At 40.6% G+C, this 21,819-nt stretch carries 22 protein-coding genes; 19 read left to right on the forward strand and 3 right to left on the reverse strand.

The genetic code is table 11. The features are described from left to right. Positions 1 to 34: 34 nt before the first annotated feature. Both VK664_RS08680 and VK664_RS08685 read right to left on the reverse strand, forming a co-directional pair. Entirely contained in the window at positions 35 to 2,428 is a 2,394-nt protein-coding gene (locus VK664_RS08680) for an arylsulfatase (RefSeq protein ID WP_461398249.1), read from the reverse strand. Positions 2,429 to 2,827: 399 nt separating this feature from the next. Beyond that, positions 2,828 to 3,280 carry a hypothetical protein gene (locus tag VK664_RS08685; RefSeq protein ID WP_461398250.1) on the reverse strand — a complete coding sequence of 151 codons (453 nt, stop codon included), beginning with the start codon at positions 3,278 to 3,280 and terminating at the stop codon, positions 2,828 to 2,830. Positions 3,281 to 3,440: 160 nt separating this feature from the next. On the opposite strand from VK664_RS08685, the gene VK664_RS08690 reads away from it, so the two are divergent. The 14 genes from VK664_RS08690 (at position 3,441) to VK664_RS08755 (ending at position 16,371) form a co-directional block, all read left to right on the forward strand. Then, entirely contained in the window at positions 3,441 to 3,812 is a 372-nt protein-coding gene (locus tag VK664_RS08690; protein WP_461398251.1) for a hypothetical protein, read from the forward strand. Positions 3,813 to 3,831: 19 nt separating this feature from the next. Next, positions 3,832 to 5,232: a DUF2252 domain-containing protein gene (locus tag VK664_RS08695; protein WP_461398252.1), complete on the forward strand. Its 1,401-nt coding sequence runs from the start codon at positions 3,832 to 3,834 to the stop codon at positions 5,230 to 5,232. A 252-nt stretch (positions 5,233 to 5,484) separates the two neighbouring features. Then, positions 5,485 to 6,255 (forward strand): hypothetical protein, encoded by a 771-nt coding sequence (locus VK664_RS08700; RefSeq protein ID WP_461398253.1) that lies wholly within the window; start codon positions 5,485 to 5,487, stop codon positions 6,253 to 6,255. An 88-nt stretch (positions 6,256 to 6,343) separates the two neighbouring features. Further along, complete coding sequence (locus tag VK664_RS08705) at positions 6,344 to 7,096, forward strand: hypothetical protein (RefSeq protein ID WP_461398254.1); 753 nt, start codon at positions 6,344 to 6,346, stop codon at positions 7,094 to 7,096. A 29-nt stretch (positions 7,097 to 7,125) separates the two neighbouring features. Continuing rightward, entirely contained in the window at positions 7,126 to 9,198 is a 2,073-nt protein-coding gene (locus VK664_RS08710; protein WP_461398255.1) for a sigma 54-interacting transcriptional regulator, read from the forward strand. Between the two features lie 272 nt (positions 9,199 to 9,470). Then, positions 9,471 to 9,794 (forward strand): hypothetical protein, encoded by a 324-nt coding sequence (locus tag VK664_RS08715; RefSeq protein ID WP_461398256.1) that lies wholly within the window; start codon positions 9,471 to 9,473, stop codon positions 9,792 to 9,794. Between the two features lie 29 nt (positions 9,795 to 9,823). Next, complete coding sequence (locus tag VK664_RS08720; protein ID WP_461398257.1) at positions 9,824 to 10,645, forward strand: bestrophin-like domain; 822 nt, start codon at positions 9,824 to 9,826, stop codon at positions 10,643 to 10,645. Between the two features lie 64 nt (positions 10,646 to 10,709). After that, positions 10,710 to 11,165 (forward strand): hypothetical protein, encoded by a 456-nt coding sequence (locus VK664_RS08725; protein WP_461398258.1) that lies wholly within the window; start codon positions 10,710 to 10,712, stop codon positions 11,163 to 11,165. 49 nt (positions 11,166 to 11,214) lie between these two features. Further along, complete coding sequence (locus tag VK664_RS08730) at positions 11,215 to 11,769, forward strand: glycine zipper domain-containing protein (RefSeq protein ID WP_461398259.1); 555 nt, start codon at positions 11,215 to 11,217, stop codon at positions 11,767 to 11,769. A gap of 80 nt (positions 11,770 to 11,849) precedes the next feature. After that, positions 11,850 to 12,350, forward strand: coding sequence for a nuclear transport factor 2 family protein (locus VK664_RS08735; protein ID WP_461398260.1), 501 nt, complete (start codon positions 11,850 to 11,852; stop codon positions 12,348 to 12,350). Positions 12,351 to 12,370: 20 nt separating this feature from the next. Beyond that, entirely contained in the window at positions 12,371 to 13,522 is a 1,152-nt protein-coding gene (locus VK664_RS08740; RefSeq protein ID WP_461398261.1) for a hypothetical protein, read from the forward strand. A 17-nt stretch (positions 13,523 to 13,539) separates the two neighbouring features. After that, on the forward strand, positions 13,540 to 14,262 hold the full coding sequence (locus VK664_RS08745) for a porin family protein (protein ID WP_461398262.1): 723 nt from the start codon (positions 13,540 to 13,542) through the stop codon (positions 14,260 to 14,262). A 26-nt stretch (positions 14,263 to 14,288) separates the two neighbouring features. Further along, positions 14,289 to 15,104, forward strand: a complete 816-nt coding sequence (locus tag VK664_RS08750) for a hypothetical protein (protein WP_461398263.1) — start codon at positions 14,289 to 14,291, stop codon at positions 15,102 to 15,104. A gap of 88 nt (positions 15,105 to 15,192) precedes the next feature. After that, the gene (locus VK664_RS08755) at positions 15,193 to 16,371 is read left to right on the forward strand and encodes a BamA/TamA family outer membrane protein (RefSeq protein ID WP_461398264.1); all 1,179 of its coding nucleotides are present in this window, start codon (positions 15,193 to 15,195) and stop codon (positions 16,369 to 16,371) included. A 54-nt stretch (positions 16,372 to 16,425) separates the two neighbouring features. On the opposite strand, the gene VK664_RS08760 is transcribed toward VK664_RS08755, so the two are convergent. Beyond that, entirely contained in the window at positions 16,426 to 17,436 is a 1,011-nt protein-coding gene (locus VK664_RS08760) for a DUF481 domain-containing protein (protein WP_461398265.1), read from the reverse strand. 553 nt (positions 17,437 to 17,989) lie between these two features. Between VK664_RS08760 and VK664_RS08765 the strand changes: the two genes are divergently transcribed. The 5 genes from VK664_RS08765 (at position 17,990) to VK664_RS08785 (ending at position 21,763) form a co-directional block, all read left to right on the forward strand. Beyond that, complete coding sequence (locus VK664_RS08765; RefSeq protein WP_461398266.1) at positions 17,990 to 18,472, forward strand: hypothetical protein; 483 nt, start codon at positions 17,990 to 17,992, stop codon at positions 18,470 to 18,472. Positions 18,473 to 18,540: 68 nt separating this feature from the next. Further along, on the forward strand, positions 18,541 to 19,149 hold the full coding sequence (locus VK664_RS08770) for a hypothetical protein (RefSeq protein ID WP_461398267.1): 609 nt from the start codon (positions 18,541 to 18,543) through the stop codon (positions 19,147 to 19,149). A 98-nt stretch (positions 19,150 to 19,247) separates the two neighbouring features. Then, positions 19,248 to 19,817: a hypothetical protein gene (locus VK664_RS08775; protein ID WP_461398268.1), complete on the forward strand. Its 570-nt coding sequence runs from the start codon at positions 19,248 to 19,250 to the stop codon at positions 19,815 to 19,817. A gap of 59 nt (positions 19,818 to 19,876) precedes the next feature. Next, positions 19,877 to 20,488, forward strand: coding sequence for a hypothetical protein (locus VK664_RS08780; RefSeq protein WP_461398269.1), 612 nt, complete (start codon positions 19,877 to 19,879; stop codon positions 20,486 to 20,488). Positions 20,489 to 20,494: 6 nt separating this feature from the next. Further along, positions 20,495 to 21,763: a BamA/TamA family outer membrane protein gene (locus VK664_RS08785; RefSeq protein ID WP_461398270.1), complete on the forward strand. Its 1,269-nt coding sequence runs from the start codon at positions 20,495 to 20,497 to the stop codon at positions 21,761 to 21,763. The last annotated feature ends 56 nt before the right edge of the window (positions 21,764 to 21,819 follow it).

Below are 21,819 nucleotides of genomic sequence, written 5' to 3' on the forward strand. Positions count from 1 at the left end.
AAAAAACAATAAATAGATCAGGAAAAGATTCTTATTATTTTTTCGCAATGTCTACTGTCACTTTCTTTATTTTTCCTGTAAACTTATTCTCTCTTTCTTTATAATCCCTGGAAACGTTTGTCTCATTATCCATCCCTACATCTATTCCCTCATCTGCAGAATAAATAAAAGGCTGGCATTTCGGGATTTTCCCTTCAGCCACTTTTGCACCATCCACATACAAAATACATTTGCCACCTGAACCCGGCTTGGGTGCGTCGACAAGAAATTCATATTTAATTTCATGCTTTCCCGCACCTAGTGTTTTAGCCGATTGAATATTGGTCCACTCCAGGCCGAAGAAATTGTATTCATGATGCACTATCCCGTTTTTCATATACAATACCCATCCACCAAACCGGCCAGCCTGGGCAATGATGACGCCATTGGTTTTTGCATCTTTTAGTTCGATGTCAGCAGTCATCGTGTAATTTTTGTTCTTGATGTTTAAGAATGCATTTTCACTAAGCCCGGTCATACCTTCATAAAGTGTTAAGGAAGTACGTTTGCCAATCAGATCGGGGCGTCCCGCCATTTCAGCATTAAATCGTTCAAACCGGCGGTCATCGATAGGGAAAACATGATTTTTTATGGCTTCCTTTTTGAATACTTCCTGTAGCTCTTTAAGTTTTCCAGGATTACTTGCTGCGAGGTTATTGGCTTGTGAAAAATCTTCATTCACATTGTATAATTCCCATACATCATCGTTCAAATTTGGAAGGGCTGCTGCTAACCACGGGATTGAATGCCTGGTACAGGCCACCCATCCATTATCATAGATTCCCCGGTTGCCAAACATTTCAAAGTACTGTGTTATATGTTTATCAGCTGCTTTTGCATCATCAAATGCAAAGACAAATGATGACCCGCTGAAGGGTATCTGTTCCGTTCCATTTACAGATTTCGGAAATGGCAGGCCAGCTGCTTCCATTACAGTGGGTGCAAGATCTGTTACATGCGTAAACTGTGACCGCAGTTCACCTTTCGATTTAATTCCATTAGGCCAATGCACCACCAGGGCATTGCGGGTACCGCCAAAATGGGAAGCAACCTGTTTTGTCCATTGAAAAGGTGTATTACACGCAAGCGCCCATCCGATTGCAAAATGCGGAAACGTGCTTGGCCCACCCCATTCATCAATATGGCTTATCATCTGATCTGCCTTTCCAACTATTCCGTTCAGGGCCATCATTTCATTGTAATTCCCTTCCGGACCTCCTTCGGCGCTGGCGCCGTTATCTCCCATCACGTATAAGAAAAGTGTATTGTCGAGTTCTCCCATTTCTTCCAGCGATGCAACCAGCCGTCCCACCTCACTATCCGTGTGTTCTGCAAACCCTGCAAAAACCTCCATTTGCCGAGCGAATAATTTTTTCTGAGCAACACTTTGAGAGTCCCAGGCTGGGATCTCCTTAGGACGTGCAGTCAATTTTGCATCTTTGGGAATCACACCTAAAGCCTTTTGCCTTTCGAATGTTTCTTCCCGAAGCTTATCCCAACCCTGATCAAATTTACCTTTGTATTTGTCTATGAATTCTTTGGGCGCATGATGAGGTGCATGCGTTGCCCCAGGCGCAAAATACATGTAGAATGGCTTGTCAGGAGTTAAGGTCTTCTGTGCGCTTGCCCAGTTTATGGCCTGGTTAGTCATGTCTGTTGTAAAATGATAATTGGGATCATGAGGCGTTTCAACTCTTACAGTACCATCGTAAACAGCTGGTGCCCATTGATTGGTCTCACCACCGATGAATCCATAAAATTTATCAAAGCCTGAATGTGTGGGCCAGCGATCGTAAGGTCCCGAAACAGATACCTCCCAGGGCGGAGTTTCATGATACTTACCAAACGCTGCCGTGCTGTATCCATTCAAACGAAGCATCTCCGCCAATGGAGCAATCGCATTTGGCCTTATCCCGGTATTCCCCTGGAATGCAGTGGCAAGTTCCATGATAGCACCAGCATTATTCAGGTGATGATTTCTCCCGGTAAGTAGAGCTACCCGTGTTGGAGAACACAATGCAGTGGTATGAAAACGATTAAACTTTAAGCCGTTTGCAGCCAGTTTATCCGCTGTCGGTTCATTGACCGGTCCCCCGAAAGCGTTGGACACACCAAAGCCCTGGTCATCAATTAGCACTATCACTATATTCGGAGCTTTCGCCGGGGCCTTTACAACAAATCGTTGCGGAGCTTTTGCAATCCTCGCATCCGAAGTGGTATCGTTTAAATAAGTTGGTTCCTTAACAGGAAGAATGGTACGATCAAATTCAACTGTTGTGGCAGAATCTGCTGAGGAAACATTTACTTCTTTTTGTTCCGATTGGTTACAACTGAAAACCACTATGGCTAAAACAGTCAGCAGTGTAGTGAATTTGATTTTGCTCTTCATTTTATAAACTTGTTATTTTGATATATAAATTCAGATGGTTTATCAATCAATTCTTTATCAATAAAATTCTTGTCTATTACATTTAAAAGCACGAGTGATCACTAATAACGGTGCTTTTGCTAACCTGATTTTTATTAACGTTGACCTATATGCGATAAGCGGGGAGATAAACAAAGAAAGTTTGCCGAAGCATCATACCCATAGTGGTCAATTAAGTCCAATAGCGTGCCAATAGAAAAAAGGCACTTAGCAATGGCTCATAGCTGGTTGATTACTATAGAAAAGAAAATTTTTGAAGAAGAACAATAGAAAAATCACGACCCGGCTATGATTACCGGATTTCGAAGATTTACGAAATATCGTGAGTGGATTTTGGTAACAATTTATTGAACCGCACAGTTATGAGGCTACCGGCAACATGTTTCTTATAGCACTTATCTTCCAAACCCCTTTAAGAGACACAACTATAAAAGTACTCCACATCTTTTTCGGATTTCCGGATGCATTTTGAATTTCATATCTGCAATCGATGATTGCAATAACCGGACTCAACATTTTTATTTTCTCAATAGCAAGAGTCCTGGTACCGGGAGTTGATGCTGAACTATTCAACATTCCTTTCACTGCAGACTCTGTTCCATTTCTCCATTCGCCTGTAGAAACCAATTGATCAATATCTCCGGATAAAATATTTTTAAGCAAAGTCGTATCCCTGTTTTCCCTCGCTTGTGAATATTTATCAACCAGGAGGCTAAGATCTTTGCGCTGCCTGTTATCAGGCAAACCGTTCTGACTATACAAGAATGTTGTAATGGTCAAATTAAAAAGGAGAAGCATGATGGCATTTTTCATGATGTATCTAAATTAAAAACAGCAGTTTAATCGTCGTTTGTTAATCACTGGCCATACAGATGCCAGTTGCACGTTAAATTAACTGTTTAACAGTGAATAACTCTAATTAAATGGATTCTCATATTAAACTTTGATACTATTGTCTGGCAAATGGAAATGAATGAAATCATTATTAAGGATTACAGGATTAATTGAGGCCATCACCGGGATAGGGCTGTTTATTGTGCCTTCATTCCTGGTTTCGATATTACTTGGAAGTTCCCTTACTGACCCGGTTGCGATATTAACAGGAAGACTTGCAGGAGCAACATTGTTTACTATTGCTATTGCATGTTTGTTTTCAAGGGATGATAGCCAATCATACCTGATGGTTAAAACAATGCTGGGATATAATGTATTTTCTATAACACTACTGGTGTATGCAGGACTCTTTAAGGGAATCTCCGGGCCTGGTTTATGGCCGGCAGTTTTCCTTCATGCTGTTTTATTGGGCTGGTGTGTTTTCTCCTTATCGAAACCCCGGTTAAAGTAACTCGATTAAAATCAGTTTTATGTGGGCAGAACCGAAAAGTGAATTTCGACAAAAAGACCGGACTATCGGGGAACGATTGGCTGCAGGTAAAGAACTACGGAGAAATTTTCCAAGGGCAAGAATGGGTGATTTTGAGGTAGCCTCCAATCGCGCTGATCCTGTGGCTATTTTAGAAGAACAGGGCAAGTCGCGCGTGCAGGACCTGGTACCTATTCGTTATGCCAGGATGCTTAGTTCGCCATTCGCTTTTCTTCGCGGTGCCGCCGCAGTTATGGCAGGGGATCTCGCGGCTGGTCAAGAAAACACCGGAATTAATGTCCAGGCATGTGGGGACATGCACATAGCAAACTTCGGCGTCTTCGCGTCTGCCGAACGTAATCTCATTTTCGGCATCAATGATTTCGATGAAACTTTTCCCGGTCCATGGGAATGGGATCTGCAAAGATTGGTGGCGAGTATAATTGTAGGTGGAAAATTCCTGGGAGCAGATACAGCATTATGTACAGATTCAGTACGCGCAGCAGTAAGCACATATAGAAAACGTATCAGGCAATATGCAGAGATGGGAAATATGGAATTGTGGTATGCAACTATCAGGGAAAAAGACATTCTTAAAACCATCACTTCTGCACAACAGAAGGGTCTTAAAAAAATAACTACCAAAGCAAGGTCACGTACACATGTACAGGTGCTCGGCAAAATTACAGATATAGTAGACGACACTCACCGCCTGAAGGATGATCCACCCTTCGTAATCCATGAAACGCATACAAAGGCCGGGCTACCAATTGAGGAAGCGCTCGCAGCCTTACTTGAGTCATACAAGATTTCAATTGGGGATGACCGGAAAAAACTGCTCAGTCATTATAAGATTGTGGATGTAGCCAGGAAAGTAGTGGGTGTTGGAAGTGTAGGCACAAGGTGCTGGATAATATTTCTTAAAGGATCCCATTCAGAAGATCCGCTTTTTTTACAAGTAAAAGAAGCGCAGGCATCGGTGCTGGAACCTTTTCTGGCGAAATCGTCATATGCAAATGCGGGCGAGCGGGTTGTGCAGGGACAAAGACTTATACAGGGCGCGCCTGATATTTTCCTGGGTTGGGGAGAATATGATGGCTTTCATTTCTATGTGCGACAGCTCCGCGATATGAAAGGAGGAGTGGAATTTGATCCGCAGACAGTGAAGATTGAAAACATGCCTGCCTATTGCAGCCTTTGCAGCTGGGCCCTTGCTTTGGCACATGCAAAATCGGGCGATGCCGCAATGATTGCAGGTTATGCAGGAAATAGTAATGAGTTGGATGAGGCAATGGTTCGGTTTGCATTTGATTATGCCACCCAGAATGAAAAAGATTTCAGGGCCCTTCAGGCTGCTGCTAAAAGCGGCAGAATTAAAGTCGCACCCGGTGAAACAAACTAATTAAAAGGCATAAAATTATAAGTTGTTTCAAAAGCAGGCTGTGTCTGATTTGCCGATCCCTTTCTTTTGACTTAATTGCAGCTACATACTGAATGTAAAACTCCGGGTTCAGCTAGTACTTTACCAGACCGGCAAAATAAAATAAAAAGGTTCTTTCACCTGAGCAGAGGGTTTTGTTAAACTGTTCGTAATAGCTATGCCACGTTGGGAGAACCAACGATAACGGTTACCGTTGGAGCAAAATTTCGTTCAATGTCTACAACCAGTTACATAAACCGTGGTCTTACAAAAGCATTTTGCCTTTTGCAATGCATTATTTTAATTGTTTTTTCAGTTGCTGCACAAGACAGTCTCAAAACCAGGAAAAAATGGAATTTTGTTGTAGAACCATACCTGATGTTTCCGAATCTAAATGGGACCATCGGTGTAGGTACATTACCGGACACTAAACTTGATGCTGACCCCGGAGACGTTTTCAGCCACATGAAGATCGCAGCTATTTTATACCTGGAAATGGCCAGTGATAAATGGGCATTTACTTCTGACCTCATTTATATGAACCTGGATGAAAATGCAACACCTGATAAATTTATAAATAGCGGCGATGTAAATTTTAAACAATTTTCGTGGGAAGTCGCAGGCCTGGCAAGGGTATTGCCCTGGCTTGAAGCAGGCATTGGAGGAAGGCTAAATAATCTTAAAGCGAGTGCAGACCTGGTTACAAATACAATTGGTGGCGGCACAAACTTTCGGAGCAAATCTATATCACATACATGGCTGGATCCCATAATTATAGCGCGCATAAATAGTAAATCAGACAAAAAATTTATTTACCAGTTCCGCGGCGACCTGGGCGGATTTGGAATTGGGTCAGACTTTGTATGGCAATTACAGGCCTATGCGGGCTATCGCTTTTCCAAACTTTTCCAACTAACCGGTGGATACAAAATCATAAGTATAGATTATCAAAACGGAAGCGATGAAAGTCGTCTTTTATATGATGTAAATACATTCGGACTGTAATAAGACTTGGCTTTAATTTCTAGAGTGTTGCATAAATCAATTCGAAGTATTTGCCATTGAGAAGGTAAAGATTCGCAAAACCAGGAGTATGAAAAATGCTATTTTGTTAATACTGATCTTCCACATTATGTTCCAGGGATTGGTGGCCCAGGAAAAGGTGGCAGGAGAAAAAATTCATAAGAACACCTTTCGTTTTAACATAACGAATCCATTAATCTTCAGTAGTAAGTCCCTCATTTTTGGATATGAAAGGCTGATTAATAGTCATCAGTCGATCTCCGTAAATATTGGCCGGGCAAGCTTTCCAACCCTTAATCTTATAAACAGTGACTCGCTGAGAGTCAATTCAAGCGACGGCGAAAAAGGTTTTAATTTTTCAGTTGATTATCGCTTCTATCTTTCAAAAGAAAATAAGTACAATGCACCAAGGGGTGTTTATATCGGACCTTATTACTCTTACAATTTTTTTGAAAAAACAAATACCTGGGCATTGAAAAGCTCCAGCGGAGGCGCCACTCAGAATATAGAATCAAAAACTTCGCTTTCAACGCATACGCTTGGTTTTGAATTGGGATACCAGTTTATACTCTGGAAACGAATCTCCCTGGATATGATACTTGCAGGTCCTGGTGTATCAACCTATAATTTAAAAGCATCTCTTGGTTCTAATTTATCTGAAGAGGACAAACAGAAATTTTTTGAAAAGTTAAACGATGCTTTGGCAGAAAAATTTCCAGGTTACAATAAGATTATTGATGAAGGAGAATTTCAGAAAAAAGGATCCGCAAATACTACAAGTATAGGCTTCAGGTATATGGTAATGATTGGATACAGATTTTAACCAGGTCGCTAACACTTATATATAAGCCAATGGAAACATTCTACTACGCCGCCGCAATTTTAGCTTCCGGCATCGCACTGGCAATAGGACTAATCAGCCTGTTAACCTTTCTCCATAAGAGCGGAAAAAAAATTGATCTGTTTTTCTCTCTGCTGTGTTTATCCGTTGTCATATTTATATTACTCCCTCCCAGCGGCTTCATTTTATTGGATACTGTACCCTATCCAACCAATATAAATGTGAAACAACTATTCAGCTTTTCATTTATAGCTATGCTTCCCTGGTTTATCTCGTTATATACTGGTTATAAACCCAAATTGGTGCCTTTCCTTGTAACGCTTTCGATAGTTATTTCTTACATATTAATGATTGGCACCTCAACCAGGAGTACTGACAAAGTATGGATTGCGACTGCCTCCAGCATACTGGCGGTCATCATAGCTCATGGTTTTTATGCCGGGTTTCGCCAATACAAAACCGAAAGGCCAAAAGCCTTATGCCTTTTTGTCGCCCTGGTTGTGTTTACGGTTTTGAATGTCTTCGGTGCTATCAATCAACTAAGCAACGATAATTTAACCGGGGACTGGACCGCTATTTTCTTCCCTTTCAACCTTTGCCCGCTTGCGTTTATCCTGATTATCGGGATACAACTGCAGGCAAATCCGGATAAACAATATCATCTTGAAAAAATACTTGGCTTAAGAGAGAGCCGCTGGCAATCAATGTTGGAAGAGATTCAGCTTGTCATTATAAACACTGACATTGCCGGGAGGATAAAATATATCAATCGTTATGGATTAAATCTGCTTGGTTACAAAGACGCATCAGAGTTAATAGATACGAACTGGTCAGATCATTGTTTGAGTGTCCCGGGCAACTCCGGTAACAAAACAGGCTTTGATGGAATGGTGGTGCCAAACGGAGTTATAACAAAAAATAAAAATGCCGTTCTGACGAAAGACAAAAAAGAGAAAATAATCAACTGGACGAGTGATTTATTATACAACGACAATGGGGACCTGATGGGCAGAATGAGTATAGGCTCTGATATAACCAAACAGGAGGAGGCTTTACAACAGGTACAACAATTAAAAGCGGAACTGGAGAAAGAAAACCTGGAACAGCACGAAGACATCATACCAACAGGAATGCATCAGGAAGTGGTCGGTAAAAGCCGCCCTTTTATCTATGCTATTCAAAAATCAAAACAGGTAGCTCCAACCAATGCCAGTGTTTTGTTACTGGGCGAAACAGGTGTGGGAAAAGAAGCGTTTGCTGACCTCATACAGGAAACAAGCCTGCGAAGCAAGATGCCTTTTGTGAAGGTGAACTGCGGCGCTTTGCCTGCCGAACTGATCGAAGATGAATTATTTGGTCATGAAAAAGGGGCTTTTACCGGCGCAATTCAATCCCGGATGGGCAGATTTGAAAAAGCAAATGGCGGGACAATCTTCCTTGACGAGATTGGGGAATTGCCACTGGTACTTCAACCAAAATTATTACGTGTATTACAAAACGGTGAATTCGAAAGAGTCGGCGGCCATCAAACCATTAAAGTGGATGTGAGAGTAATCGCTGCCACCAATTCCGACCTGGAAAAAGAAGTTAAAGAAAACAGGTTCAGAGATGATCTTTTCTACAGGCTTAACGTTTTTCCTATCACCATTCCCCCACTCCGTAAACGAAATGCAGACATCCCTTTACTGATTCAGTACTTTATAGAAAAGAAATCAAAGAAGCATGGTAAACGATTTGAGAACATTTCAAAGGCAGATATGAATCGTCTTTGTGACTATGAGTGGCCCGGCAATATCCGTGAACTGAAAAACGTAATCGAGCGCGCCGTAATCTCAAGTGATAATCATACGCTTAAACTGGATTGGTTCCATCAGCATATTGAAACCAATAAAACCGAAACGGCTTCTACAAATTCTCTTGAACAGGTAGAAACAGCATATATCCTTAAAGTATTGCAGGAATGCAACTGGAAAATAAATGGAGAAAACGGTGCCGCTGAAAAGCTTGTGATGCATCCCAACACGCTAAGATCCCGGATGAAGAAACTAAAAATCGCGGTTCCATGGAAACATGATACCGTGTAAAAGGGCGTGATTCAACTACAATTATCTCAAGGCAACTTACGATATTTCGTATATCTCCGATATGCGGTATTCAATACGTTTTACCCCATCGATGAAGATTTACAAGCTAATAATTTTCTTTTCTATCATAATCAATGTAATACGGAGTGTCTGGAGGTGCATGTTTTTCATCTGGCATACAATTAGCAACACCTGAACATCTATTGAAAGAATCTTCACAGTATTTCTGTACTCAATTCACCACTTTCCCCGAAATAAAATTGGTTAGCAAGATGGAAAAAAATACTCCTCACTTCCTAAGAATTTCAGGCGATGTTCCTGGTAACAAAAGGAAGGAATTTGAACAAACATTCAGATTTGTCTTTAACCAGTTGCCGGCTGAGTGCATAGAACATAGTCTTTCTACTGATGTGTTTAATGATGGACATTACCATTTTTTTTCACTCTGGCTGAACGGGCATTCGATGAAATTATTTATGTCTTCCATGGAGTTCCAATTGCTTACAGGTGCTTATTTCACTCTTGGGGAAGATGAGAAAATAGTTCATGGTCCGATTGCCGATATTCAAGCGTTTCGTGTAAGCAATATGAATTGATCACACATTAAAAACATCCACATCAAAAAATGGCAACAGGTATGACTCTTTCTTCTTTACTCCAGATAGCATGGATGTTCCTTTTGCCCCTCGCAGCCGTCATCATTCCCCTGTTTGTCGGTCAGCGGGTTGGTATGTATCATCGCAAGACTGATTTAGACATACAACATACTCCTATTGAATCTGTTGTCTCAGCTGCATTTGGGCTTCTGGCTTTCATGCTGGCGTTTACATTCCAGATAGCTGCCAATCGTTATGATGCACGAAAAGCTATGCTAATGGAAGAAGTAAAAGATATCAGGATTGTTTATTTACGTGCGGGTTTAATCCCGGAGCCTTACCGGTCAGCGACCAAAAAACACCTGGTTGAATATGTGGACCTGCGGGTAGATCTCTTAAAAGACCTATCGAAAATGGATTACGCTTTCATGAATTCCCGGAAGATACTTGATTCACTCTGGAGCTATACAGAAGCTCTTGCTGTACAGGACCGGAGTTCTGAAGTATATGCCTTATACACAAGTGCTGTTAACGATGTCATAGATGCCTATTACGAGCGGGTAACATTAGTAATTGTATACCGGATACCTAAAGCAATCCTTTTTGTATTATTTATCATCGGATTTTTATCTATGCTGGTGCTTGGTTACCAGTTCGGGGTTTCAGGTAAGGGAAGTTATGGAATCAACCTGTTGCTGGCGACTACTTTTTCCGTGGTGATGTGCCTGATTTTTGCATTGGATCGCCCTGAATTAGGATTAATACCAGTCAACCAAAGACCATTGATGATCCTTCACGAACAGTTGCATGCAAGGGAATTAAAATCACAATCAACAATACCAGAAAATTAATGCTTGAAACAACTGTAAATCTGGAACCACTAGTGTTATGAACGTTAAACAGACTTTTAATTGAATGATGATTAAAACCCAATATAGATTAATACTTATTGCTGCAATAGCAGTATTCAGTTCAGGTTGCAATCAACCACTGAACAATGATAAGGCAGCTGAGACCGAAATCAGTGAGGGTGAGTCTGCTATTATAAAAGAATATAAATCAATTGACCGGACAATTGTAACCGGCAACTGGATCAGAACGGATGCTGAATATAGGCTCGAAATATCGGAACTCTATGTGAACGGTAAAATAAAGGCTGGCTATTTCAATCCGAGCTCAATAAATGTAGCAGATACACGCTGGTCAACCAGGGACAGTATTCTGAATATCTATATTGAACTGAGGGATGTGAATTACCCGGGATCAAAATACAACCTGTATTATATCCAGGACAAAGACATGCTGGCGGGGGAATATTTTCAGGCGGTAGAAGGAAATACATACAAAGTACAATTTGCCAGAATCAAATAAGCTTGAATCAAATACTATCTATTGTTATTATTTATTAAAACCAAAAAAAATGAAACGAAATTTTTTCTCTAAAGCAGTTGCGGGGCTGTTTTTACCATTGTTTATCCTGGGGATCTTTCAAACAGCTTTAGCCCAGGCACCGCCATCTTTACCGGACACTTCAAAAATGACGTATAACCAGATGTCGCAGGGCTTGAAATTAATTGTGTTTCCAGCAAAAGGGCAAAGCAAGGATCAACAGAAAAAAGATGAATTCGAATGTTACAAATGGTCAATCGAACAAACAGGAATTGACCCATTGAATCTTCCTAAAGTCGCACCCGCAGAAGTACAGTCAGGACCAACAGGCGGTGGAGTAAAGGGAGCAGCAAAAGGAGCAGCAGCGGGTGTCGCTATCGGAGCAATCGCAGGAGATGCCGGTAAAGGTGCCGCTATTGGCGCTGTGGCAGGTGGATTAGCCGGAAGAAGGGCTGGAAAACAAGCACAGGCAGGAGCAAATCAACAGGCAGAAGCGAATGTAAAAAGCCAGGAAGCAGATATCAAAGCCACTTTTGTGAAAGGATTTTCTGCTTGTCTTGAAGGAAAGGGATACACTATCAAATAACTAGTTGAAGAATCAAATGATTGTTGTTTTTAAAAAAACATCATAAACATACATATCAATCAACAAAAACTAAACCGATCATGAAGCAACTACTATTGTTAATCGTATTAAGCATCAGCCTTTATTCCTGCAAAGAAGATAAGGACAACAAGGAAAAAGAGAACCTTGAGATTGCTAAAAAATTTATGAAGGCTGTGGAAACAAAAGATGTCGCGACCATGGATTCTCTCCTTGCCGATAGCTATGTTGGATATGGGCCCTCAGTTGGTGATTCAACTACCAAAAAAGAGGCTGTCCAGGCCTTTAAATTTAACGCCGAGAATCTTTACGAATCTTTTGAATATACAAGGCATAAAGAAATAGCAGTTACATCTACTGAAGGCGAAGCTATTGGTGACTGGGTGCTGAACTGGGCTTATCTCACCATAAAATACAAAGACGGAAGAGGCCCGATCAATTTGTGGGTAAATGCTGTTTACCGGATCGAAAATGGAAAAATTGTACACAGCAGAACATTTTATAATGAAGCTGATGCTCTGAAACAACTTGGATATACAATCGAAGCTCCAACAGGCGAATAGCTAAACCCTAAATCTGTATTATGTTTTTCAAGAATAATATAAAGCGATTTCTATCTAAGGCTATCCGGATCCTTCCCATGGTCCTCATTTCATCTTCCGTGTTTTCTCAAGTATATACCAATAAAGAAGTTGGTAAAAAGAACGAGGATCTCAGAGACAGCCTGGCAAACATCGAGTATCCATATGCGTTACCAATTCTCGGGAAGAAAGTTGCCAAACTTGGATATAACCTGCCCTACTCTGCCGGTATTGGTGTGAATGTATTCTGGCAAAAGTCTGACCTTGTAATCGAAGATCTGAAAGTGGGGTTTAATAACGGCCAGCCTTATGACCTGGATGAAATCATACGCTTCAACCAGGCAGTATCTGAAGCCACTGCTTTCAACATCAGACCCGATGTTTGGATACTCCCTTTTTTAAACGTTTATGGAATTGTTGCAGCTGCAAGGCCCTCAACGGCTGTTGGTTTTGGAATCTATGTACCGGATAGCAGCAATAACTGGAAAGAAGTTACAAGTTATTCGACGAAGGCCAATTTCAATTCCACAACAGTAGGATTTGGTTTAACTCCTACCATGGGCGTCGGCGGAGGTTGGATTGCGCTTGACATGAACTTTACATGGACCGATGTAAGTGCTTTGGATAAGCCAGTATTTTCATTTGTGTTTGGCCCCCGTTTAGGAAAATCCTTTAAACTCAAAAAGCCAGAGCAAAATGTTGCTTTATGGGTTGGAGGGTTCCGTGTAAAATATGGTGCCGCTACAAATGGATCGATTGCTATCAGTGATGTAATAGAAGGTGCCGGCGAAGCGGCTGCAAAAATTGATGCGGGTCAGCAAAAAGTAGCCGAAACACAAGCCCAGATCGATACCTGGTGGAATGGTCTTACACCTCCTCAACAAAACAACCCGATCAATGAAGCCAAATATGAAACAGCTAACAGGACCCTTGCAAAAGCGGCAAATATCCTGACAGCGGCAGAAGGGGCACTTGGCACTGCAAATAATTCCACTATTCAATATTCATTAAACAAAAGAGTAAAGGACATGTGGAATTTTATTGTCGGCGGACAATTTCAGTTGAATAAGCACTGGATGGTAAGAGCAGAATATGGTTTTCTTGGCAGTCGTCAGCAGTTTATAGGCGGGTTACAATACCGTTTCGGTTTGTAACAATTAAATACTAGCCCATGAAAAAATTCTTTTTTATCACAGTATTTTTCTTGTCAGCATTTACATCAAATTCACAGGTGCTGATCTCTCTTTTATTGGGAGACAAACTTAACACCGGGAAGATAGAATTCGGATTAGAAGGGGGACTCAATTGGTCAGCTTTAAAAAATCTTGACAACACCAATAGCCTGCAGGGTTTTAATCTTGGTTTTTATTTCGATTTCAAACTTAAAAATCCCAATTGGATGCTGAATACCGGTGTAATAGTAAAGTCTCCGATGGGCGCCGATGATCTGCCCGTTTACTCATTGAACAATTCAGGTCTCGACAGTGCTCTTCAAGGCGGTAGCGTTGCGAGAAAACTCAGGTATTTCAATGTCCCGGTAGTGATGAAATACAGCTTCAAAAATCATTTTTTTGTAAAAGGTGGTATACAACTGGGATTAAGAAGCAAATGTATTGACGAGTTCACCAGGTCAGTAGAAGACAAAAAGGACCTGAGATATAAGCTGGATACAAGGGATAATTATCATGCACTCGATGGAGGCCTTGCATTAGGCATTGGTTATCGGCTTATGAAAGGCAATGGAATGAACCTGAACCTCCAATATTATTACGGACTTATCGATGTTGTAGTTGACGATTCAACGCCCAATCAGTATAACAGGGTCCTGTATTTAACAGCCGGAATTCCGATTGGAAAAAATCCGAAAAAAAACAAAAAACAAAAGGAACAATAAGTGGGCGATAATTTCAAAAAAACAAAATGGCTAAACTGGCTTTCTTATTGTTCCTGGTGCATTTTACAGTTTTTATCTATGCACAAAATGTAGCGGATACAACTACTGCAATAAGCAACAGCGCCAAAGCCGAGGACCCATCACAGTTTTTTACCCGGATAGAAGTCTTTAATGAATTACAGTATTACAAGAAACATGATTTCTATTTAAATCAGACTATTGTCAGAACTATTGTGAAGATCGGGAAGCGATTCACAACAAGGGTTGATCTCCCTTATGTCAATAATACATTTAATGCGCCGGCACATTACAAGACTTCTGGCATGGGTGACATTTCATTTCGCTTACTTGGCTTCAAATTTTTTGAGTCTAAGCTATCAGCGTTTACAGCATCCATGGAGATCAGCCTGAATACTGCTCAGTCTCCCATACTTGGTACCGGTAAAAATTTACTGATTCCGGTTGTCAGCTATTCAAAGGTAATACCAAAGCGAAAAATGCTTCTTTCCCTGGTACTTCAACAAACTAACTCTGTAAGCGGCGATGAAGAGAGAGCTGATATCAGTTTTACGAAACTGCAGTTTATAATGGTCAAAACTTTTTCAAAACGAACCTGGATGGTAGTGGCGCCTGAATGGTTTCTTGATTATATAAACGGCGGTTTATCAATGAACCTGAGAAGCAGGTTGGGATATGTGTTAACACCGCGGATTAATGCCTGGATTACGCCAAGTGCCGGAATCTTCGGTGATTTTGCAGGACGCTATCAATGGAGTCTAGATGTAGGTGCCAGGTATTTTTTATTCAAAGAGATGAACCTCAAAAAAAAGAATAGTGGGTAAGAACATTATTGAAAGATAACATAAAAGTCAACCAGGGTTATAGCAATCAAAGTACGACTCGGGCACTTGTAAATACTAACTCAAGCACATGAAAATATCATACATTTATCTGATCCCAACCTGGAAAAGCATTTGTATCACTATAATGTCTCTTTCATCTTTAACGACTGTCGCGCAAACCGATTCGACTTCTCATATGCTGCCCGATACTTCATTGCAAAAAAAGGCCCCATCAAAGTTTGACCAGTTCAACAAAAAAGCAGAACACTTTTTTAAAATATTTCCAGCACCAATAATTACCTATTCACCTGAAGCAGGGAATATTTTCGGCCTCGCTAAAAACAACATCTTTGAACTATCAAAAAAAGATACCATTTCCAAACCATCCAAATTATCGGAGGTAGTAACTTTTTCCACCAAAGGCAGGATAAACTTTTCCGTTTCAACCGAATTGATTTTCAAGGAAAACAAATATATGATCCTTGCCTATTTTAATTACCGGAAACAACCTGAGTATATTTTTGGTATTGGTAATGACGTAACCAGGGAGGGAGTCGAAGAGGTGGAGGCTGAAAGAATTAAGTTTTTTGCGACTAACCTCGTAAGGGTTAAAAAATCTTTTTATGTTGGTGTCCCTATTGATATTTCAAGCTATTTTAATGTAAAAACTGATAGCAATAGTTTCCTGATCAAGGATAAAGTTTCAGGATTAAAAGGTGGATTTACTTTTGGGACTGGCCTCGCTGCTGTTTATGATAACAGGCTTAATCGTTATAATCCAACACAAGGCGGTCTTGTGATGGCTGTATTGGTAACGCATCCTGAATTTCTCAGTGAATACGAATTCACACATTTCGAATTGGACTTAAGAAAATATTTCAACCCCTGGTTAAAACATGTAATCGCCCTGCAGGCAACTACAAATTACAATGGTGGTAATACACCATTTTATGAACTTTCAATGATGGGCGGCGATAAACAGATGCGTGGTTATTACCAGGGAGCATATCGGGATAAAGTGCTTGTCGATGCCCAGTTTGAATATCGGGCACCGGTCTGGAATATATTCGGCCTGGTCGGATGGGTCGGAACAGGACGTGTAGCGGATAAATACAGTAACTTAACCCTCGATGGCTGGAAGCTATCGTATGGTGCGGGTTTAAGAATCAGGGTAGATACAAAACACAATACCAATCTGAGACTTGATTTTGGATTTGGACCAAACGGAATTAAAGGAACATATTTCAGTTTCGCTGAGGCATTTTAATTACCGGAAGCAGACATTCACCGTAAATTAAAACCGCTGGCTATTAGTCATATTTCACTTCCCAAATTTGTAACCAATGCTAAAGGTCAGACCATAGTCGTTGTTGGAGGCTGCACCTGCAGACGGTCGACTATCATAGTTGTCGTAAAATGTAAACCCAACCATGAAATCTTTAAAAACTTCAACACTTGTATTAACCTGCAGGTTCATCCTCACCCTTCCCCAGTTTGAAAGACTGGGATAAACCACATATTGTGCATCAATGCTTATTTTAGGCGATGAATAATGGAATTTCTTGAACTGGATTATAGCCAATGCCTCCACATTGCTTTGATAAGCATTGCTCTCGTAGAATTTTTCTTCATTGTACGAAATGCCCACACCTGTTAGCAGCCGTTGGTGATTATTATTAAACAGAATTTTACCGCCTCCGAAGGTCACCAGGTAACGATTAGCCAGATCCAACTGCGTATTTCGTTCCCATCCCAATGTACTCATCAGATAATAGAGGTGTTTCAGTTTTCTGAGATCACTGAAAGTTGCATCCTGCTTTTTGGACGTAATCGTATCGCTTGAGGCCCTGGAGAGTACGGTATTCAAACTAAAATTACGCTCCAGCTTTGGTTTGCGGTAGGTAATCGAACCTGCGAAGTTCAATTGAAATATGTCACTTGATTTATTATAATTGAATCCAAAGTTGACATCACCTGAAAGTCTTTTAAAAAAAGTATTTTTTATCTGCACGATTTCCACAATATCGTCCAGGTTAACATGCTGGCTTGTAAAAAAAAGGCTGTCTAATTTCACAAGCAGCACATCCCCCTTCTGCAGGGTAACCTGGAATGTCTTAACCGATCTTACCTGTACTACTTCTTCCCATTTAATACTAATAATTCCCGGTCCATTCATGTCAAAGCTAAGTTTGGCCAGCTGCATGCTTTTGATTTCACCAGTTATCACGTCACCATTCTTCAGAAAGACCTTATCTGTTTTTTGTGCAACGCCCGTCAGGGATAGCGTCAGAGAAATAATTATCAGGGAAACCCTGGTTGCAATGGTTCGCATAACCGAAACTGGAAGGTTGAGTGGAGAAGAGATACCGACATAATAAATTTACCAATTAAATTTTAGTTGCAGAAAGTTGTCACCCATATTCCAATCCTTTTCCATTTAATTTAATTAATAAGCGGATCGATTGATAAACTTAAAAGTCCGGACAAATTGTGTCCGACATCCGCCGGACGATTGATCGTGAAGATTAGTTCAATACCAAATTGCAAAAACAGCAAAACTATAAAGATAAACAGGTTGATATGGGGCGGAAACTATTCGTGAAAACCATGGATAGTATGCTACTTACGTTCAAACTACTTACGACATTTCGTGAATCTCCGATATCCGGTAATCATCTTTTTAAGCAGCATTCGTGGTGAATTAAAACGAAAAATTTTCTTCTCTATAGTAATCAACAAGCTAGGGGACAGTTCAGTATACTTTGAGTTATCTGGCACGTAATTAGAAACAATTGTGAACTGTCAATCTCCATTCTTCAGACATTTTAGCAAACATTACAAGACTTTACAGCACATCAAAAAAAATTACCGCAAAAAAAATCAACATGAAAAAGTTATTTATTCTCACCGCTGTTTTTATGCTTTCAATTGTATTCGTAAAAGCACAATCTGCAGATCCGGAGCTGGATTATATCAAGAAGGCTTATTCAAAAGACAAAAAGACCCTTGTTGAAGAATACATGGCGCTGGATGTACAGGAAGGAGGAAAGTTCTGGCCGATATATAGCGAATATGAGAAGAAAAGAGAAAAACTTGCAACTGAAAGGCTCAAGCTGATCGAGGAGTATGCTTCACTTGATTCGATCAACGCTGCCCAGGCGGATAAAACTGCGAATGGAGCTTTGTCAAACACAATCAGCCTTGACAAATTGAACCAGGAGTACTATGGGAAACTCAAAAAATCGCTGGGAGCGGTAAAAGCAGCAAAGTTGTTGCAATTGGAGATCTATCTGCAAACCGCCTGGAAAGGATTTGTCCAGAATAATATTCCCCTGATCGGCGAGCTGGATAAAACCCAAAAGAACTAATAAATCAATCACGATTTATCAAACATCACGACTTATCAAACTCAGACTTAACTTAAAAATTACAGGAAATGAAAAATCTAATCCTCTCGCTTTTTGTTCTTGGCGCCCTTGTCTCCTGCTCACCGTCAACAGAAATTGTAAAAACCTGGAAGGAACCCGGCGCAAGTGTGACTCCCGGTCCAACAAATAAGGCGTTGTTGGTAGCTATGGTAAAAGACGAATCGTCCCGTAGGCTAATAGAAGACCAACTGGTTAAACGCGTTGGGATTACCACACCAGCCGTTGCATCTTATACTATGCTTACCCCTGAATTAATGAAGGCGGCAAGTGACGAAGTATTAAATAAAATGCTTACTGAAGGAAAGTTTACACATATAGTTCTGATGCGTTTGGCCGATGTCGAAAAAGAAACTTCCTATGTGCCTGGTAGTTCCCCGGTTTATTACGGCAGTTATGGAAGGTACTATGGTTATGGCGCCGGTGCATATTCTTCACCCGGATACTATACAACTGACAAAAACTATTTTATTGAATCCGCCATTTACTCGGTAAGCCCGGATAAATTACTCTGGACTTCCACAACTAAAACAGTGAATCCGTCAAAAATAGACAAAACTGTAAATGACATTGCAGATGTAGTATCAGCACAAATGAAAAAAGATGGCTTTTTAAGGTAAGTGAGCATTTGCAAATTGAGATAAATAAGCATCTGCGAATATGCGATCAGTATCGTACGATGGAGGTAAAATTATATTTCCAGCAAAACTGATTAATAGTGCAAAGAAACCGGATCTCCATTGTTGTCTTTTTACTGATAACTATAAATATTTTTGGACAGGAGGAAAAAACGGAAGAAACCGGAGACGAAAATCTTAAAGGTACTCACCGTTTCTCCCTGCTTATTGGCCATTCTCATCTAAGTCAGGGTATTATGGAAAATGGCAAGCGGGGCTGGAAAGCCATTCCTTCATGGGGCTTAGACTATGATTACTGGATAAGTAATCATTGGGCCGTTGGATTACAAAACGATATGATGATTGAAAGCTTCGAAGTGGAGGATCATGACCAAAAAGTACTGGAAAGAACCAGGCCATTTGCAAGTATAGCATCTGTCTTATTCAAACCAAAAGATCATGTGACATTCCTGGGAGGCGCAGGCGGTGAGTTTGCAAAAGAAGGAAGCTTTTTTGTTACAAGACTTGGCATTGAAAGTGGCTGGGAAATGAAGAACAATTGGGAATTTGGAGTCAGCCTCGCATATGACATAAAATGGAATGGATATGATACCTGGGTAGTTGCTTTTGGCATCAGCAAACTCCTGAGAAAACATCATGGAGAGCATTAAAACTCTTTGTTGCAACTTCAAACGATTACTAATTTATTATGCGCTGGTTCCAGACTTTAATGAAACGAATTTTAAGTGGAGTTGTGCTTTTTTTACTTCCGATGACCCTGCTCGTTTTTATTTTAGGCAAAGCAATTTCATTTATACAAAAACTGATTTTGCCTATAAAAATGTACTTGCCTTTTCAACGTGTTCTGGGTATCGGGATGCTGACCTTTATTAGCCTGGTTCTTATTATATTGATCTGTCTCATAGCAGGCACTTTGTCGGAAAAAAAATTGTTTAAATCCCTGATTGTAAAAATTGAAGACAATCTCCTGGTATTTATCCCCGGGTATTCAATGCTTAAATCAAGGGCCAGTGATGCAATAAGTGACGCTGATAATAAATGGCGTTCAGTCCTGGTGAGTGAGAATAACGACTGGAAACTGGGTATAGAAGTTGACCGGCAAACTGGTGGTTATTCCACCATTTTTTTTCCCGGACCGCCTGATCCCAGGTCGGGGATAATCAAACTTGTGCACGAATCAAAACTTAAACACCTGAATATTCCAGTCAGTAAAATGGTGAGAACTATCAGGAAATATGGTGAGGGATCCGCATGCTGGGTGAACGGGGAAACGCACAATCAGGAAAATAATTTAGATCAGTCTGTCAAGGTCATTGAATAATCCATCATGCCAGGGAAGAAAATTGCCATCTTAAGTTCCGTGTATTTAAAACCCAGCTTGGTGATATTTTGCCTGCTTTGTTGTTTTTCAGCAGCAATGCAGGCCCAGGATGTTTTAGTCCACGATACAGCTGAAGCAAACGTTAAAGATGTAGGCGATGTATTAAGGCAATGGTTTAATAAAAAACCCGATACTTCAAAAGTAAAAAAGTCAAGGAATATAGCAATACTACCCTCTTTAGGATATAATCCAAGTTTTGGATTTGTGATTGGGGCCAAGGCATCCGCTATCAAACAATTCGGAAATGAAAGCAACACAGATCTGTCTGCATTCGGCATTGAAGCGCTGTATACCTCTAAGGGCATTATCACAGCTCAGCTGCGGCACAACGTATTTACTCCCGGTAACAAATTTAATTTCGTAGGAAACTGGCAGTTATCAAAGTTCCTGATAACTGACTACAATTTAGGCACTGGCAATAAAGATTATCGTACAAACAGTGACAGTGCCTTTCTCACGAGATTCAGTTATTTGAGATTAACGGAGAGAGTATTTCGTAAAATCGGGAAACATTTATTTGCAGGTTTGGGGGTAAGTATTAACTATCGCGATCATATTGATGATGAAAAACTTGAAACGCTGACAAGTACACCACATTACCGATACAGCCTTCGAAACGGATTCAGCCCCAAGAAATATTCAGCGAATGCGTTGCTCCTGGCTTTCGAATATAATAGCAGAGAACACCCGCTCCGTTCCTATGGAGGAACCTATGCTGATTTCAACTTTGCATTCAGCCAGGAATGGCTTGGAAGCACAAAAAATGCAGTTCAGTTTTTATACGATATCAGGAAATATATTAGCCTTAGCACCAAAAATCCGGAGCATGTTCTTGCTTTTTGGCATATGGCTTCTTTTAAAATCGATGGAGATATTCCTTATCTGGCCTTGCAGGCTACCGGGTATGACCTTTACAACAGGAGCGGGCGCGGATATACCATCGGTCGCTTTAAGGGCCCCATGTTCGCTTATTTCGAAAGTGAATACCGTTTTCCTATTACCCGGAATAAACTAATAAGCGGCGTTGCTTTTATAAACCTTCAGACCGCTTCAGATGATCTGGACAAAAAACTATTTCAATACATTGAACCGGCCGCTGGTGGAGGGCTTCGCATACTTCTTCAAAAGAACAGCCGGTCAACGCTTTGTATCGATTACGCGAAAGGAAAATATGGCTCGGGTGGCTTTTTCTTTGGCTTAAACGAAGTGTTTTAGCTGTATTCATCAAGGAGATTAATACACAGATACTCTGTTTTACTATTGAAGGATCA

The organism is Flavitalea sp., from assembly GCF_035489435.1.
GTDB lineage: Bacteria > Bacteroidota > Bacteroidia > Chitinophagales > Chitinophagaceae > DATHKG01.